The organism is Paraburkholderia atlantica, assembly GCF_009362785.1.
Lineage (GTDB): Bacteria > Pseudomonadota > Gammaproteobacteria > Burkholderiales > Burkholderiaceae > Paraburkholderia > Paraburkholderia atlantica.
The window spans coordinates 60,248-76,685 of record NZ_WHNQ01000035.1 but is presented as its reverse complement, the minus strand read 5'-3'; the positions used below and the strand labels follow the sequence as shown (position 1 = coordinate 76,685).

The following is a 16,438-nucleotide window of genomic DNA, read 5'->3' as shown; positions in this document are numbered from 1 at the left end:
GACCGAAGTCCGTGCTGCCGTTCGACTTGCATGTGTAAGGCATGCCGCCAGCGTTCAATCTGAGCCAGGATCAAACTCTTCAGTTCAAACCTGTTACTGTTTTCGGTTCAGTTATGAACCGGTCGCTCACTCAACGTACTGACGATGATCAATCCGTCTTTCGACAGATAAACCTTCCTCTAATACTGTGTGAGGCTTCTGATACTTTTGCCTTGCAGCAGACCCCGGAGAATCCGCCGCCGCATTCCGCATCAAGCGCCCACACTTATCGGCTGTTAGTTTTTAAAGATCGATCCGCCCAACCCGCAGCGCCTGAACCACCACTACCCGGCACCGCTTCGTTTGCGTCGCTGCGTCTGCAGCAGAGAAACGAGATTATGGAGAGCGATCGACAACGCGTCAAGCCCCTTCTGCGAATTTCTTTTGGGAGCAAAAGGCTCTCTTCTCCATCCAATCACCGAGGACCCGCAAAAGAGTCAACTCACGTCAGCCCCAAAAAGAAGCAAAAATAGTTAGCCTTCCGATTCAATACACCGAGATCCAGATACCGACAAAACAAAATAGTCCGAGCACAGCTCGAACCGACCGCCGCTCCCCAAATTAAAGTTTCACCCTTGCTCGCCGTCAATCAGATCATCCCGCCACTTAACTTAGCTGCCGACTATGGACAATCCCGTCGACGCACACGTCGAGGAAACCCAGCGCGCCGCTGCATCGCCGGTGCTCGAGCCTGATTCGGTGCCGGTAGGCACACCGCTCCCATGGCCGATCGTCGATGCCGACGGCACGCTGCTCTTCGCAAGCGCGACGACGCTCGCGACCGTCGACGAACGCGCCTTTCTGTTTCAACACTTCCACCCGCACCGCGGCGACCTGCACGACCTCGGCGCCCAACAACCGCCGGCGCCCAAGGCTCAGCCTGATCACACCGGCGAGCTGACGCTGAAGGACATGCACCTCGAGATCGGCGCATTGATCGGCATGCGTTCGCAACTCGGCAGCGGCGCGCCGATGCACCCATGCCGCATTATCGGTTTCGCGCCGAATCATGCGCTGTTCGTCACGCCTCCGATGCAGCACGGCCAGCCGCTGCCGCTCACGCCCGGCGATAACGTCGAACTCGTCGCGATCGCGAGTCAAGCCGTGTTCCGTTTCGTCTGCACGGTCGAAGCAGTCTGCCGCGTGCCGTTCGACTATGTGGTGTTGTCGAGACCTGGCTTGGTCCGCCGGCTACGCGAGCGCAAATCGGTCCGCGTCCACGCGCATCTGCCCGTGCGGTTCGGCATCGGTGGGACCGGCGACACGTACGAAGGCCTCGGACTCGCCAAAGGCATCAGCGCACTCGGCATGTCGCTGTGTGCGTCATGGACATTGGGCGAGGTCGGCGAGCGCCTGCGCATCGCGTTCCGGCTGAAGTCGGCCGAGTACGATTCGCAGATCGAGACGACGGCAGTGATCCGCAACGTTCAGAAGGGCAAGACGCCTGGCGAGCCGTCCATGCATGGGCTCGAACTGGATCAACTCGATTCCGCTCAACAGATGGCAATGAAGGTGTTCGTGTTCGATCGTCAGGAGGATGTGCAGCACTGGTCCAACGGACTGAAATAAGCGCTACGGCCAGCAATCAACGCCCGTGCCGACGCAGTTGGCCGACTTCGCTGCGCACACGTCGATCAGCCGATCAACTCTTCCGGCGTCAACCGCCGCGCTCCCCACGCCATGGCCAACACCTCGCAACGGCCGAGCCGTATCGCCCCACGCTCGAAATCAACGAACACGACTTCATCGGCGTCGGCCGGCCGCGCGGGTTCGTCGCGCGTGCGGCCGTCGGTCAGTATCCAGAGCCAGCGCTGCTGAGCCGGCCGCCGTCGTGCACTGCGCTCGAGCAAGTGCGCGGCGCTACGCACGCCCGACGCGAGCGGCGAGCCGCCGCCTCCGCCCACGGGCGCAAGCCATCGCTCGTTCCACCAGCGCGGCACGGCGGGGCCGAAGCGGACGTCCGCGCCCCCACCGCCGAAGCAGATCAGCGCGGCCTCGGCGCGCATCCCACTCGCACGGTCGAACAAGGCAGTCAGTAGACCCTTCGCGAGCGCGAGGCGTTGGCCCGCCAGCATCGAGCCGGAGCAATCGAGCACGAAACAATGCAGCACACCGCCGCGCGGCGTTTCGCGTGCGAAGCGCAGATGCTCGCGACGCAGCGTGCGCTCTCGCATCGCCGCGAGCGTCGGTGGCCAGGCAATGCGCCGGCCCGGTTCGCCGCGCGACACATCGCGCGAGCCCGCGCCCACGCCTTGCCGCCATCGAAAACCGCTGCGCGAGTCAGCGGCGGCGCCCTTCCGATGGCTCAGCGTTTTTTTACGTCGAGCGGAATGACGCGTTTGACGGGCACAGTGGCGGTCGGCTCGGGCGGCAGGTAGCCCCAGTCGGAGTCGGCGGAAGATCTCGCCGTATCGCCAGACGCACCCCGATCGACGCCTTGCGACCGCGCCTCGCTTTCCGGCTGACTCTGATTCGCACGCTGCGAATCATGTTGACGCTGCCGATGAAGCAGCACCGCATCGGCGACGCGCTCCACATGTCCGACCGTCACCGCATCCGCCTGTTCGAACGCGGCCAGTGCGCGCGCCGCGCGCAGCATCACGAGATCGGCGCGCAGGCCGTCGACGGCCGCGTCGATGCATAGCGTGCTCACGCGCGCATGGACTGCGTCATCGAACCACAGCAGCGGCAGCGCCGCACGCGCCGAGCGAATTCGCTGCACGTAGGAAGCCTGCTGGTCCGCGTAGGCGGCACGAAACCCGACGGGATCGAGATCGAACGCGAACCGCGCTTTGACGATCGCCTGCCGCACCTGCGGCTCGAACGCGTTCTGCAACTCCACCATCAGACCGAAGCGGTCGATCAGCTGGGGCCGCAACTCGCCCTCTTCGGGATTCATCGTGCCGATCAGCACGAAGCTCGCGTCATGACTATGCGACACGCCATCGCGTTCGACGGTATTCACGCCGCTCGCCGCCGCATCGAGCAACGCATCGACGAGCGCGTCGGGCAGCAGATTGACTTCATCGACGTACAGCACGCCGCGATGCGCCTTCGCGAGCAGCCCCGGCGAGAAGCGCACAGAGCCGTCGCGCAACACGGTTTCGATATCGAGCGTGCCGATCAGACGATCCTCGCTCGCGCCAAGCGGCAAATTCACGAGCTGCCCTTCCGGCAGCAACTCGGCAAGAGCGCGCGCGGCAGTCGACTTCGCGGTGCCGCGCGGTCCGCTGATCAGGACGCCGCCCAAGCCCGGATCGATCGCGGCAAGCACCAACGCCTGCTGCAATGAAGTCTGGCCAATCAGCGCCGCAAACGGAAAAACCGGCCGCGACGCGGTGCCCGATGAGGAGCCGGCGCCACCCAGGTCGTCCGTTCCTCGCATCGCTCCATTCATGTTTGTCTTCCTTCGATCTGCTGTTCGCTCGCAAGCAGATGCGCTTCCACCTGCGCGCGATAGTCGCCCGGCTGCTGCCACAGCCCCCGCTGCATCGCTTCGAGCAAACGCTCGCAGATCGAATGCAGCGCATGGGGATTGTGCCTTTGCATGAACGCGCGGGTGTCGGCGTCGTTCAGATAAGCATCGGCGACGAGCGCGTATTGATGATCCGCGATCACGCGCGCGGTCGCGTCGTAGCCATACAGATAGTCGACGGTCGCGGCGATCTCGGCCGCGCCCTTGTAGCCGTGGCGCTTCACGCCGTCGAGCCATTTCGGATTGACCACGCGCGAGCGGATCACGCGCGCGATCTCCTCCTGCAACGTGCGCACGCGCGGCCCGGCAGGATTGCTGTGATCGGCGTGATAGACGCGCGGCTGCTGACCGGCCAGATGCCGTACCGCCGCGACCATGCCGCCCTGAAACTGGTAGTAGTCGTTCGAATCGAGCACGTCGTGCTCGCGGTTGTCCTGGTTCTGCAGCACCACGTCCATCGCTGCGAGGCGGGCGCCAAACGCGTGATGCGCTTCCTCGCCCGCGCTCTTCTGCGCATACGCATATCCGCCCCACGCCTGATACGCGTTCGCCAGGTCGGCGTCGCTCTGCCATTGGCGCGAGTCGATCATCTGCTGAAGACCCGCGCCGTACGCGCCGGGTCGCGCACTGAATACGCGCCAGCCGGCGCGCTTGCGCGCCTCGACCGGCTCCATGCCGCGCGCGATCAGCGCATCGCGTTCGCGCAGCACGCGCGCGCGAATCGGATTCAGCTCCGCGGGCTCATCGAGTTCGGCAACCGCTTGCACGGCAGCATCGAACAGATGCATCACGTTCGCGAACGCATCGCGAAAGAAGCCGGATACGCGCAACGTAACGTCGATACGCGGCCGGTCGAACGCTTCGATCGGCATGATCTCGAAGTCCGTCACGCGATGACTGCCCGGCGCCCACTTCGGCCGCACGCCGAGCAGCGCGAGCGCCTGCGCGATATCGTCGCCGCCGGTGCGCATCGTCGCGGTGCCCCAGACCGACAGGCCGATCGCGCGCGGATAATCGCCATGCTCCTGCAGATGCCGCTCGATCAGTTGCTGCGCCGATTTCAGGCCGAGTGCCCACGCGGCTTGGGTCGGCACCGCGCGCGTGTCGACCGAATAGAAGTTGCGGCCGGTGGGCAATACGTCGGGCCGGCCGCGCGACGGCGAACCGCTTGGACCCGGCGGCACGAAACGTCCTTCGAGGCCGCGCTTGAGCTGCGTCATTTCCTGCGGGCCGCAAGCGTCGAGGCGCGGCAGCACGTCGTCGCGCAGGCGCGCGATCACCTGTGCCGCTTGCGGCAGACTTTCGTCGGCTACCGCAACGGCCTGCGAACGATCCGCGTCATCGCGATCGACACCGCAGACGCCGCGCAACAGTTCGCCCGCGAGCAACTCCAGGCGCTCGCGCGTATCGCCGTAATGTCGCCACGGTGCGTCACTGACCCGCTGCAATACCTCGGAACGTGGGCCGTCCCATGCGGCGGCCCAATCCACGCTCAACGGATCGAACAGATGATCGATGCGCAGATCGCGCGCCAGCGCGTCGACGAGTCCTGCGTTGCCGCCCCGTCCATCGCCGATCGGAAAGCGCCCGAGCGCGAGCAGCGTATCGCGCCGCTGCACGCCGCGCGGCGACTGCCCGAACGTATGCAGGCCATCGCGAATCTGCGCTTCCTTCAGCTCGCACAGCCACGCATCGACGCGCGTGAGCAGCGCGTCCTCATCGTGCTGTCCGTTCGGCGCCGCGAGACTCAGCTCTTCATGCACCCGATGCTCGACGATCGTCGCCAGAATCGTGCGACGCAAGAGCTTCGCGCGGCGCGCATCAACCATCAAGGCTTCGTAGTATTCGTCGACCTGGCGTTCGAGGTCTTGCAGCGGCCCATAGTTTTCAGCGCGCGTCAGCGGCGGCATCAGATGATCGATGATCACCGCCTGCGCGCGCCGCTTCGCCTGGCTGCCCTCGCCCGGATCGTTGACGATGAACGGATACAGATGCGGCATCGGTCCGAGAATCAGATCGGGCCAGCACGCGTCGCTCAATGCGACGCTTTTGCCCGGCAGCCATTCCAGGTTGCCGTGCTTGCCGACGTGCACGACCGCGTCGATGCCGAACTGATGGCGCAGCCAGAAGTAGAACGCGAGGTACGCATGCGGCGGTACGAGCTCCGCATCGTGATAGCTCGCATAGTCGCCTTGCTCGCGCGAACGCGAAGGCTGAATGCCGACGAACACCTGCCCGCAGCGCCAGCCCGCGATCATGAAGCGGCCGCGCCGCAGCGTCGGGTCCTGCTCGGGCTTGCCCCAGCGCGCGTTCAACGCGTCGCGCACGCTCGCCGGCAACGCGTCGAAATGCGCGAGGTAGTCGTCGAGTGCAAGGCTTTGCAGGGCCGGGCGCAGATCGCGCACCACGGGATCGTTGGTCACGCCTTCGGTCAGCCTGTTCAACAGCGCGTCGCCGTGGTCGGGCAATTCGCCAACACGATAGCCTTCATCGCGCAGCATCGACAGAATGCCGACCACCGACGCCGGCGTATCGAGCCCCACGCCATTGCCGATGCGCCCTTCGCTCATCGGATAGTTCGCGAGAATCAATGCGACTTTCTTGTCGGCGTTATCGAGCGAACGCAGACGGCACCAGCGGCGGCTCAGCTCGGCGAGAAAGCGCACCCGTTCGAGGTCCGGCTGATAGCGCACCACGTCGACCTGCGTATGCGCACAGCGATATGCGAGCCCCTTGAAGCTGATCGCGCGCGTGATGATGCGGCCGTCCACTTCCGGCAGCGCGACGTGCATCGCGATGTCGCGCGAATTGAGGCCGTGGTTGTCCTTCAGCCAGTCTTCGCGATTGCCGCCGCTCAGGATCACCTGGAACACCGGCGCGTCGCCGGCGAGCGCGAGCGGCTCGGGGTCGTCGATTGCGGACGCGGCGAACGCGGTCGTGTTCAGCACCAGCGCGACGCCATGTTGCGCGCACAGCGACTGCACGACATCGCGGCTCATCGCATCCTTCAACGACGTGATCGCAAGCGGCAGCGGATTGAGCCCTTGCGCTTCGAGCGCATCGATCAGCGCATCGAACACCGCGGTATTGGCAGCCTGCAGATGCGCCTTGTAAAACAGAATCGCGACGACCGGTGCGTCCTCGCGCCAACGCGCCTGCCAATCGGCGACGGTGGGCGTATCGCGCTCGGGGTGATACAGCGACGCGGCCGGCAATGCGCGCGGTGGCTCGGGCTCGCTCCCCCAGTCGAATGCGCGATACGCGATGCAGCGCAAAAACGCCTCGGCGTTCTGCGGACCGCCCTCGCGCAGATAGCGCCACAACTGCTGACACAACTCGGCGCTCGCGGTGCTGCGCGCGAGCAGGTTCGGGTCTTCCTGCAGATCGCCGGAAAACATCGCCAGCGTTTGCTGTTTGCGCTGCGCGAGCGCGACGACCTGCTCGATGCCATACGGCCAATACGCTTCGCCGCCGAGGTGATCGACGACGACCACGCGCGCATGCTGCAACACGTCGTCGAGATAGAAATCGACCGAGGCCGGCTGACGCAGATACGTGACGTTCGCGAGCCGCAGGCTCGGGAAGCCATCGCCGAGACGCGGCACCACGCTCGCGAGCAGCGACAACGTGGTGTCGGCGGAACTGAGCACGACGATATCGGCGGGCTGCTGATCGATGCGGATCACGCCCTGCGTATCGTCGACGAAGCCGCCCGGCGTCGTGCGCAGCAGATGCATGCTGGTGCGCCCGTTATGCCGTCGCGTTCGACGTCGCGCCGAGCGCCGCGTCGAACGCCTGTTGCAGCGCGGGTTGATCGAGGTCTTCGCCGATCAGCACGAAGCGGCTCAACTCGCCGTCGCCGTTTTCGCCCGCCTGCCAGCGCCGGTCGAAGTAGCTGTCGAAGCGCCGGCCCACGCCCTGGATCACGAGACGCATCGGCGCGCCCGGCAGCGCCGCGAAGCCTTTGACACGGTAAATCGTGTGGTTTTCGACCAGCGTCCGCAACGCGGCGAGCGCCGCGTCGCGCGACGGCACCGATGCCTGCACGACGACCGAATCGAATTCGTCGTGGTGATGATCGGGGTCGTCGGCGGAACCGTGGTGGTCGTGACGCAGATGGATCGTCTGTTCCGACGCCGCCTCGAGCCCCAGCAGCGTATGCAGGTCGAGTTGTCCCTGCTGCGCGCGCACGATCTTCACTTGCGGCGGAATCTCAGCGCGGATCGCGGCTTCCACTTCGTGCTGGCGCGCGTCGTCGATCAGATCGGTCTTGTTCAGAATCACCAGATCGGCGGCCGACAACTGGTCTTCGAACAACTCGTGCAGCGGCGATTCGTGATCGAGATTCGGATCGGCCTTGCGCTGCGCATCGACGGCGACCGGATTATCGGCGAACTGGCCGCTTGCGGCGGCCGGGCCGTCGACCACCGTCACCACCGCGTCGACCGTGAAGCCATTGCGGATCTGCGGCCAGTTGAACGCCTGCACGAGCGGCTTCGGCAATGCGAGCCCCGACGTTTCGATCAGCACATGATCGAGTTCATCGCGCCGTTCCGCGAGCTTTTCCATCACCGGGAAAAACTCTTCCTGCACGGTGCAGCACAAGCAACCGTTCGCGAGTTCATACAATTGCCCTTCGGTCTCGACGCCGTTTTCATCGCAACCGATACCGCAGCCCTTGAGGATTTCGCCGTCGATGCCGAGTTCGCCGAACTCGTTGACGATCACCGCGATGCGCTTGCCGCCCGCATGCTGAAGAATGTGCCGCAGCAACGTCGTTTTGCCACTGCCGAGAAAGCCGGTGACGATCGTGACGGGAATCTTGCGCAATTGAGTTTGCATCGTGAGGTCCATCCCTTTGCGTTGCATCGGTCTGCCGCCAAGTCCGCGCATCGGCCTGCATCGGCTGGCGAATGGAGCGAATGAAGCACGCGCAACAGTACCAGCGATCACCAGACACGGGGACGAACGACGGCATTGCCGCGACAACGGAAATTCAGAAAGCGGAACTGAGGTCATGAACGCGCCGCCGCATCCCCGCGGCGGTCGTTCTGCATCTTCGGGCCGGTATCCGGGCTGGCGAAAGCGCCGCTTCCCCTTCCCGGACGAGTGGTTTCTCGTCCAGTGGTGATATGTCGACGCGACCTTGCGCGAGGACATCGAAGCCGGCACCGCGGCGCCCGGCTATCAAGCCGGAACCGCTTTTCGCTTACCGTTGCGGGGACAGCACAGGTTAGCCGCTCTAGCGCAGATGGCTCCCTGTTTCCCGTTTAACTGCATGCGCAGGAACGCGCACGCGAGCACCCAAAGTGCGTGCGAGTGTAGGCCCGCGGCCTTGCGCAGTCAAGGAACGCACGGTGCCGGAAAGCGCCGCCGACGCTTATCCGGCAAGGCGCCATGTGCTATCGTATGCGCGCGTTTGGTGCCCGCACATGCGCTCGCGTGTGCAGTTAAACGGGAAACAGGCAGCGCCTCGTGCGTTCAACCTGTGCTGTCCCCGCAACGGTAAGCGACCTGCGGCGCGCGATTCGATTCAGCTTCGATTCCGACGTGCCGCGCATGCGTTTTTTGATGCCACTGTCCCCGCGAATCTGCAAACCGGGACGGGAAGGCGAAGCGCGTGAGGCCGCCAGCCCGGATACCGGCCAGACGCGGAGGCGGCGCCGCATGCATCCGTGCATCAGGTTGCGCCGCCGGCCGCCGGAATCCGCGGGGAACGGATGTGAAGGCGTAGCAGCGCGGCATCGCGCGTGTCGTGGCGTTCTCTCTGAAGAATCCGCCGCGAACCGCACGAGTGGCCGCGCCCGGATTCGCTGTACCGCATGACCTCTATATTCACTGCCGCGTGCACCGTCGCGCGCCGCTTCTCTCCTCCCATCTCCGCATGGGCCGCGCCATGCACGCCGCGATGACGCGCGCCTGGCTGATCGGCGCCGGTCCCGGCGACGTCGAACTGATGACGCTGAAGGCCACCCGTGCGCTCGCGCAGGCCGATGTCGTGCTGGTCGACGATCTGGTCAATCCCGACGTACTGCAGTTCGCACGCGCCAACGCGCAAGTCGTGTACGTCGGCAAGCGCGGCGGCCATCCGTCGACGCCGCAAGCCGATATCGTCGCGCAAATGCTCGGGCATCTGCGCGCGGGACGCAGCGTGGCGCGGCTCAAAGGCGGCGATCCGTTCGTGTTCGGCCGCGGCGGCGAAGAGTTGCAGGCGCTGCAGGCGGCGGGTATCGACGTCGACGTGATCAACGGCATCACGGCCGGCATCGCTGCACCCGCGACGCTCGGCATCGCGGTCACGCATCGCGATTACGCGCAGGGTGTCGTGTTCGTCACCGGCCACGGCGCCGGCAGCGGCGAGCCGGACTGGGCCGCGCTCGCCGCGACGCGCATGACGCTCGTGATCTATATGGGCATGCGGCGGCTCGGCGAAATCGTCGGCGCGTTGCTCGCGGCTGGGATGTCCGCCGATACGCCCTGCGCGGCGATCGAATCGGCGACGCGGCCCGAGCAGCGTCACGTGCTCGCGCCGCTGCGCGAGTTTGCCGAGGCGGTCGTGCGCGCGGGGCTCGGCTCGCCGGCAATCGTCGTGATCGGCGGCGTGGCTTCGCTCGCGCTTGCGCGTGAAGCGGCCACGTGCGACGGCCGGGTTGATCCCGAACTAGCTGCGGGCGCGATGAAAACGCTAAGCGTCGGCATCGGTTGCCGCTTGCACAGCAATGCCGGCGACATCGAAGCCGCCGTGCGCGCAGCACTCGGCTCGAATGCCTTCGAGCAGATCGGCACCATCGCGACGATCGACACCAAAGCCAACGAAGCAGGTCTGCTCGAATTCTGTTCACGCCATCAACTGCCGCTGCAATTGTTCAGCCGCGAGCAGATCGCCGCCGCACCGGTCGCGTCGCCGTCGGCGGCCGCGCGGGCGCATCTCGGTGTCGACGGTGTGTGCGAGCCGTGCGCGTTGCTGGCGGCAGCAGCAGCGAACTCCGCGACTATCGCGCAAAACGCACGTCTGATCGTACGCAAGACCACGCTCGCCGGCATCACAGTCGCGATCGCGGCGGCGAACGACACCGCACCCGGCGACGTACCGCCCGTCCGTCACGCCCCTCAAGACCAGGACCCTCGATGAAAACCGATCCCGAATCGCATCAACGCATGACCGAACGCCGCCGCGAAGGCCACGAAAAGAAGCAGGCCAGCGCGACCGTCGAAAAAGGGCTGCTGATCGTCAACACCGGCACCGGCAAGGGCAAGAGCACGGCCGCATTCGGCATGGCCGTGCGGGTGCTCGGCCACGGCATGCGGCTCGGCGTCGTGCAGTTCATCAAGGGAGCGCTGCATACGTCGGAGCGCGACTTCCTCGGCGCGATCGCGCAATGCGATTTCGTCACGATGGGCGACGGCTATACGTGGAACACGCAGAATCGCGAGGCCGACATGGCGACCGCGCGCAAGGGCTGGAACGAAGCGCGGCGGATGATCGAAAGCGGCGACTACCAGATGGTGATCCTCGACGAGCTGAACACCGTGCTGAAGTACGAGTACCTGCCGCTCGACGAAGTGCTCGCCGTGATCAAAGCGCGTGCGCCGATGCTGCACGTCGTCGTGACCGGACGCCATGCGCCCGACGCGCTGATCGAAGCCGCCGACCTCGTCACCGAAATGCGCGCGATCAAGCATCCGTATCGCGAACAAGGTGTGAAGGCGCAGCGCGGCGTGGAGTTCTGAGCGATGTCCGCGTCCCCCAAGCGGACTCGCCCCGCAGCGTGCCCCGCGCTGTTCATCAGCGCGCCCGCGTCGGGACAAGGCAAGACCACGATCACTGCCGCTCTCGCGCGGTATCACCGGCGGCTCGGACGTCGCGTGCGCGTGTTCAAGACCGGGCCCGATTTTCTCGACCCGATGATCCTCGCGCGCGCGAGCGGCGCGCCGGTGCCGTCGCTCGATCTATGGATGGTCGGTGAAAACGCGTGCCGCAACCTGCTCGCGCGGGCGGCGCAAGAAGCCGACCTGATCCTGATCGAAGGCGTGATGGGCCTGTTCGACGGCACGCCGAGCAGCGCCGACCTGGCGACCACGTTCGGCGTGCCGGTGCTCGCGGTGATTTCCGCGCAGGCGATGGCGCAGACCTTCGGCGCGCTCGCGTTCGGCCTGGCGCGCTTCAGACCGCAACTGCCGTTTCATGGCGTGCTCGCGAATCGTGTCGGCTCGGCTCGGCACGCGCAGATGCTGCAGGAAGCGCTACCGCCCGAGTTGCGCTGGTGCGGCCACATCGCCGCGAGCGACGAGATCACGCTGCCCGACCGTCACCTCGGCCTGCATCAGGCCGATGAAATCGACGATCTCGAAGCGCGCCTCGAACGCGCGGCCGATACGCTGGCGTCGACCGCGCTCGTCGAATTGCCGCCGCCGGTCGATTTCGGCGCACCGTCGCCCGAGGTGCTGCCGCGTCTGCTCGAAGGCAAGCACATCGCGATCGCGCGCGACGCCGCGTTCTCGTTCATCTATCCGGCCAACCTCGCGCTGCTCGAAGCGCTCGGCGCGCGGCTCAGCTATTTCTCGCCGCTCGCCGACGAAGCGTTGCCCGCCGACACGCATGCGCTCTATCTGCCGGGCGGCTATCCCGAGCTGCATATGGCGGTGCTCGCGAGCAACGTGAACAGCGCCGCATCGATTCGCGCGCACGTCGAGGCGGACAAACCGGTGATCGCCGAATGCGGCGGCATGCTCTATCTGCTCGACACCCTGACCGACACGCAAGGCACGAGCACGCCGATGCTCGGCCTGCTGCCCGGTCACGCGACGATGCAAACGCGCTTCACGTCGCTCGGCATGCAGCAGATCGACGGCATCCACGGCACGCTGACCGGCCACACGTTTCATTACTCGAAGCTCGCGACACCGCTCGCGCCGCAGCGCTTCGCCACGCGCGCGCACAGCGACACGCCCGGCGAAGCGGTGTTCCGCGTAGGCCCGATTGTGGCAACCTATATGCACGCTTACTGGCCCTCCAACCCGGCTTTCACGGCCGCCCTCTTTCATGGCGAAGCCTTTTGACGACTCCGAGCGCGATGCGGTCTATCGCGCGATTTACGAACGCCGCGACATGCGCCACTTCGTGCCCGATCCGGTCGATCCGGCGGTGCTGCGGCGTCTGCTCGACGCGGCGCATCATGCGCCGAGCGTCGGCTACATGCAGCCGTGGCGCATCGTGCGCATTACCGATGCAGCGCTGCGCACGGGCTTGCGCGACATCGTCGAGCGCGAACGTCTCGCCACCGCCGACGCGCTCGGCAAACGCCGGGACGAGTTCATGAAGCTGAAGGTCGAAGGCATGCGCGACTGCGCGGAGCTACTGGTGATCGCGTTGATGGACGGGCGCGAGCGACACGTGTTCGGCCGTCGCACGCTGCCGGAGATGGACCTCGCGTCGGTCGCGTGCGCGATCCAGAACATGTGGCTCGCCGCACGCGCGGAAGGACTCGGGCTTGGATGGGTGTCGCTGTTCGATGTCGACGCGGTGCATCAACTACTGGCGATGCCGGAAGGCGCGCGACCGGTCGCGATTCTGTGCCTCGGCCACGTCGATACGTTCTACAGCGAGCCGATGCTCGAAACGGAGCGCTGGGCGAGCCGTCTGCCGCTGGCCGATTGCGTGTTCGAAAACCGCTGGCCACGCGGTGAGCCGGCGCAAAAATAACCGACACGCCCGGCCCCAGCGAGCCGATGCTGCGGTTGTTTAGCGCTGCAGCGGCTTCATCGACTCGACGTTCGGCGCACCGCTCGCCTTGTCGATCCTGAGCTTCACGCGCCAGTCAGCCGGCGCGTCGTACGGCAGCTTCGCAAGCGCGGTTTTCACGAGCAGCGGCAACGCATGCAACGGGTCCGCATCGCGATCCATGAACATTGCGCTGACCTTGTAGCGCTCGGTGCCGCTCGCGTAGTCGAAAAAGCGCAGCGTCAGCGCATGCTGATACTTGCGCCCGAACAGCAGCGCGCCTGGACCGTCGCTGCCCGCGCCACAATCGGCGGGCGCGCAATCCCCACCGCCAATGCCGACCGACGCCGGCCGCGTGCTATACGCGATCGACAGCAGATAGTGCGCGGGCTTGCCCGCCGTATCGACGAAGCCGTGTTTCGCCAGCTCGTCGCGCAGCAGCTTTTCGACTTGCGGATGGTCGGCGCTGTCGTCCTGCGACTGCGTGCGCGCGAGCGAATAGGTCGGCTCGCCTTGCAGCGCAACGGCGTGGTCGGCACCGTTAGCGGAGACGGTGTGCACGTCGGCGCTGAGGCCCGCGCAAGCGGTCAGGCTCGCCGCGGCCAGCGCGGCACAGAGGTGAGCGATCTTCGCCATTTTCTGTTTTCTCTCTAGTCCATCGAATAAATCGCAAGCGCATCAGGCGCGCGGTGCGCTCGTTTCATCGAGCGGCGCGTCGTCGAGCGCGGGCAGCCAGATCGTAAAGGCCGTCCCCTCGCCGGGCGCGCTGACGACCTCGACGCTGCCGCCGTGGCGCGTAACGACCGTTTTGATGAACGCCATGCCGAGTCCCGCGCCGCCCACTTCCGGCCGCTCCGCCTCGTGAAAACGGCGAAAGCGCTCGAACAATCCCGCCTGCTGCTCCTTCGGAATGCCATAGCCCTGGTCGCGGATCGTGCACGACACCCGAGCCGCGCCGCTGCCCGCGCGCCTGGCCGCCGGCTGGCTCGCGAAGCTGCACACGATGCGCGTGTCGGGCGGACTGTACTTGACAGCGTTGTTCAGGATATTGACGAGCGCGCGTGTCATCAGTGAGCGGTCGGCGTAAATCCAGGGATCGTCGTAGGTGTCGCCGCCTGTTTCCGTATGCAGCGTGATGCGCTTCGCGTGCGCCTGCGGCCAGATCTCGTCGCTCGCATCGATGACGAGTTCGGTCAGGCTCAGCGGCTCGAGCACATAGGCCTGCGATTCGGCGCGCGCTAGTTGCACGAAGTCGTCGGCGAGCGTGAGCGCGCGTTGCGCGTAGCGTTCGATGCGCTCGAGCACGCTGCGCGCGAGCGCCGGCTCGGTCCGCGCGCGCTCGATCTCGACCAGCGCAATGATCGACGCCTGCGGCGAGCGCATGTCGTGCGACAGCAGTCGCAACGCGTCTTCGCGCTGACGCTCGGCCGCGTGCAGCGCCGACACGTCGACGAGACCGGCGATCCAGCCGGTCGTCTCGCCCTGCGCATTGGTGCAGGTCGCATAGCGCAGCAGATGGTCGCGCTCGTTCGTGTCGCGCACCTCGACACCCTGCGCCATCAGCGCCGCGAACTCGCCGCGCGTCGGATCGAGGGGCGCCGGCCAGTGCGCGTGCGCGTACACGTTGCGCTCGTTATCCGAGGCCGCGCCGGCATCGATCGTCTTCACGAGCGTGAGACCACCGAGCAGCCTCTGCATCGGCTGGCCCTCGGGCATCGGTGCGCCGAGCCGCGCGAAATGCGCTTTCGCCGCGTGATTCGCGATCAGCACGACGCCGCCCACATCGCTGACGAGAATCGGCTCCGGCATGCTGTCGAGGCTGTCCCACACGAAGCGCTTCATGTCCTGCACCCGTTGCGCGGCCTCGGCCATCAGCGCCATGTGCTGCGCGAGCACGTCGCCGCCGAACTCGCGGCGGCGCTTCGGCGTTTCGGGCAGCAGATGCGGCTCGTCGGCGAGACGTTGCAGCTCCCCGCGCAGATACGCCATCGTCATTTCGAGGCGTCGCCAGTTCCAGATCGGGTAGACGATCACGACGCCGAGGATCGCCGGCATCGGCGACATCCACAGCCTGGCGCCGAACAGCAGCAGCGCGCTGCCGGCCGCGGCGAGCAGCACCAGCGCGCCGGTCAGCAACAGCGAGCGGCGCGGCGACAGCACGAGGAAGCCGGCGAGCAGCGCGGCCAGCGGCACGAGCGCCGCCGCGAACACGATCCCCAGCGCGACCGGCTGGATCTCGCGGCCGGTCAGCAGCGTGTCGAGCACGTTCGCATGGATATAGACACCGGGCAGAGGACCGAGCTCGCCCGACACCGGCGTCGCGAAGCGGTCGTACAGACCGGACGCCGTCACGCCGATCACGACGATGCGCCCGTGCAACTGATCGGCCGGCACCTTGCCGGCGAGCACGTCGGCGAAACCGAACTTCGCGTAGTTCGCGGCATTCGGGCCGAACGGAATCAGGAAGCGGTCTTCGCGGCCGTCGTCGCTGCCGCGCGCGGGCTCGTTCGAGCGACGCGGCGGCAGCCCGTTGCGCAGATGCAGCTTGCCGCGTTCGACCGCGTCGGCGACGAGCACCGTCAGTTGCGGCCAGCGCGAGTGCTCGTCGCCCTGGAAGCGCGCGACGCTGCGCACGATGCCGTCGCTGTCCACTTCGAAATTGATATGACCGAGCCCGGCTGCTGCCTGCGCGAGCGGCGTGACGGGTTCATCGACGGTGCGCTCGCCGCTCGCATCGGGCGGCGTCAGCAGCACGGGCAGATAGGTCGGACTCAGCGCGATGGCGTGGGCGAACTGGGCGTCGTCGACGTTGGGCTCGGTGAACAGCACGTCGTAGATCACCGCGGCAGGTTTGGCCGCGGCGAGCTGATCCAGCAGCCGCGCATGCACGCTGCGTGGCCACGGCCAGCGGCCGAGCGCGTCGATGGTCGCGTTGTCGATCTCGACGACGACGAGGTCGGACAGCAGCGGCTGCTCGCGCAGCTTCAGAAACTGGTCGTACACCAGCAGATCGATGCCCGTGCCGACTCGCCCGAACGACGTCAGCAGGATCACCACGAGGCCGAGACAGCCGACGCTGAGCCACTCGATCAGAAAGCGCCGGCCGGCCCGCCGTCCGAGACGGGCGCGCGGATCGAGGCTCAGTCGCGTAGAAGTGGCGGGCAAGGGGCGATGTAGTCGGGAACCAGAGGACGGACCGGCCA

11 protein-coding genes, 1 rRNA gene, 1 pseudogene and 2 riboswitches are annotated in these 16,438 nt (G+C 66.2%); of the genes and pseudogenes, 6 read left to right on the top strand and 7 right to left on the bottom strand.

Annotation, left to right across the window (positions count from 1 at the left end; genetic code table 11):
• Positions 1-86 (bottom strand): 16S ribosomal RNA (locus GCT19_RS33170); the annotation flags it as partial.
• A gap of 577 nt (positions 87-663) precedes the next feature.
• Between GCT19_RS33170 and GCT19_RS33165 the strand changes: the two genes are divergently transcribed.
• Positions 664-1,608, top strand: a complete 945-nt coding sequence (locus GCT19_RS33165; protein WP_018433208.1) for a flagellar brake protein — start codon at positions 664-666, stop codon at positions 1,606-1,608.
• A gap of 65 nt (positions 1,609-1,673) precedes the next feature.
• Here the strand turns inward: GCT19_RS33165 and GCT19_RS33160 are convergent, their stop codons facing one another.
• Genes GCT19_RS33160 through cobW form a run of 4 tightly spaced genes read right to left on the bottom strand, consistent with a single transcriptional unit; the run spans position 1,674 to position 8,356 of the window.
• Positions 1,674-2,288: a vWA domain-containing protein gene (locus GCT19_RS33160; protein WP_321576911.1), complete on the bottom strand. Its 615-nt coding sequence runs from the start codon at positions 2,286-2,288 to the stop codon at positions 1,674-1,676.
• A gap of 56 nt (positions 2,289-2,344) precedes the next feature.
• The gene (locus GCT19_RS33155; protein WP_152854290.1) at positions 2,345-3,436 is read right to left on the bottom strand and encodes an ATP-binding protein; all 1,092 of its coding nucleotides are present in this window, start codon (positions 3,434-3,436) and stop codon (positions 2,345-2,347) included.
• A complete protein-coding gene (gene cobN / locus GCT19_RS33150) occupies positions 3,433-7,251 on the bottom strand; it encodes a cobaltochelatase subunit CobN (protein ID WP_152854289.1) in 3,819 nt (1,272 codons plus the stop codon). Before cobN ends, GCT19_RS33155 begins: the two co-directional genes overlap by 4 nt.
• 13 nt (positions 7,252-7,264) lie before the next feature.
• Positions 7,265-8,356: a cobalamin biosynthesis protein CobW gene (gene cobW, locus GCT19_RS33145; protein WP_321576913.1), complete on the bottom strand. Its 1,092-nt coding sequence runs from the start codon at positions 8,354-8,356 to the stop codon at positions 7,265-7,267.
• A 203-nt stretch (positions 8,357-8,559) separates the two neighbouring features.
• Positions 8,560-8,836: riboswitch (cobalamin riboswitch) on the bottom strand.
• Positions 8,837-8,917: 81 nt separating this feature from the next.
• A riboswitch (cobalamin riboswitch) is annotated at positions 8,918-9,178 on the top strand.
• 244 nt (positions 9,179-9,422) lie between these two features.
• Here cobW and cobA point away from each other — a divergent pair.
• The 5 genes and pseudogenes from cobA to bluB form a co-directional block, all read left to right on the top strand.
• Positions 9,423-10,148 (top strand): annotated as a pseudogene (cobA, locus tag GCT19_RS44650) (uroporphyrinogen-III C-methyltransferase); the annotation flags it as partial.
• 42 nt (positions 10,149-10,190) lie between these two features.
• The gene (locus GCT19_RS44645; RefSeq protein WP_321576912.1) at positions 10,191-10,646 is read left to right on the top strand and encodes a cobalamin biosynthesis protein; all 456 of its coding nucleotides are present in this window, start codon (positions 10,191-10,193) and stop codon (positions 10,644-10,646) included.
• On the top strand, positions 10,643-11,245 hold the full coding sequence (gene cobO, locus GCT19_RS33135; RefSeq protein WP_013091616.1) for a cob(I)yrinic acid a,c-diamide adenosyltransferase: 603 nt from the start codon (positions 10,643-10,645) through the stop codon (positions 11,243-11,245). The genes GCT19_RS44645 and cobO overlap by 4 nt, the downstream gene beginning before the upstream one ends.
• Before the next feature lie 3 nt (positions 11,246-11,248).
• Positions 11,249-12,574 carry a cobyrinate a,c-diamide synthase gene (locus GCT19_RS33130; protein WP_152854287.1) on the top strand — a complete coding sequence of 442 codons (1,326 nt, stop codon included), beginning with the start codon at positions 11,249-11,251 and terminating at the stop codon, positions 12,572-12,574.
• Complete coding sequence (gene bluB / locus GCT19_RS33125; protein WP_018433201.1) at positions 12,558-13,217, top strand: 5,6-dimethylbenzimidazole synthase; 660 nt, start codon at positions 12,558-12,560, stop codon at positions 13,215-13,217. Before GCT19_RS33130 ends, bluB begins: the two co-directional genes overlap by 17 nt.
• 39 nt (positions 13,218-13,256) lie before the next feature.
• Here bluB and GCT19_RS33120 read toward each other — a convergent pair whose 3' ends face one another.
• Together GCT19_RS33120 and GCT19_RS33115 are read right to left on the bottom strand one after the other, a co-directional pair.
• Positions 13,257-13,871 carry a DUF4136 domain-containing protein gene (locus GCT19_RS33120; protein ID WP_152854286.1) on the bottom strand — a complete coding sequence of 205 codons (615 nt, stop codon included), beginning with the start codon at positions 13,869-13,871 and terminating at the stop codon, positions 13,257-13,259.
• A gap of 42 nt (positions 13,872-13,913) precedes the next feature.
• On the bottom strand, positions 13,914-16,400 hold the full coding sequence (locus GCT19_RS33115) for a CHASE2 domain-containing protein (RefSeq protein ID WP_152854285.1): 2,487 nt from the start codon (positions 16,398-16,400) through the stop codon (positions 13,914-13,916).
• Positions 16,401-16,438: the final 38 nt, after the last annotated feature.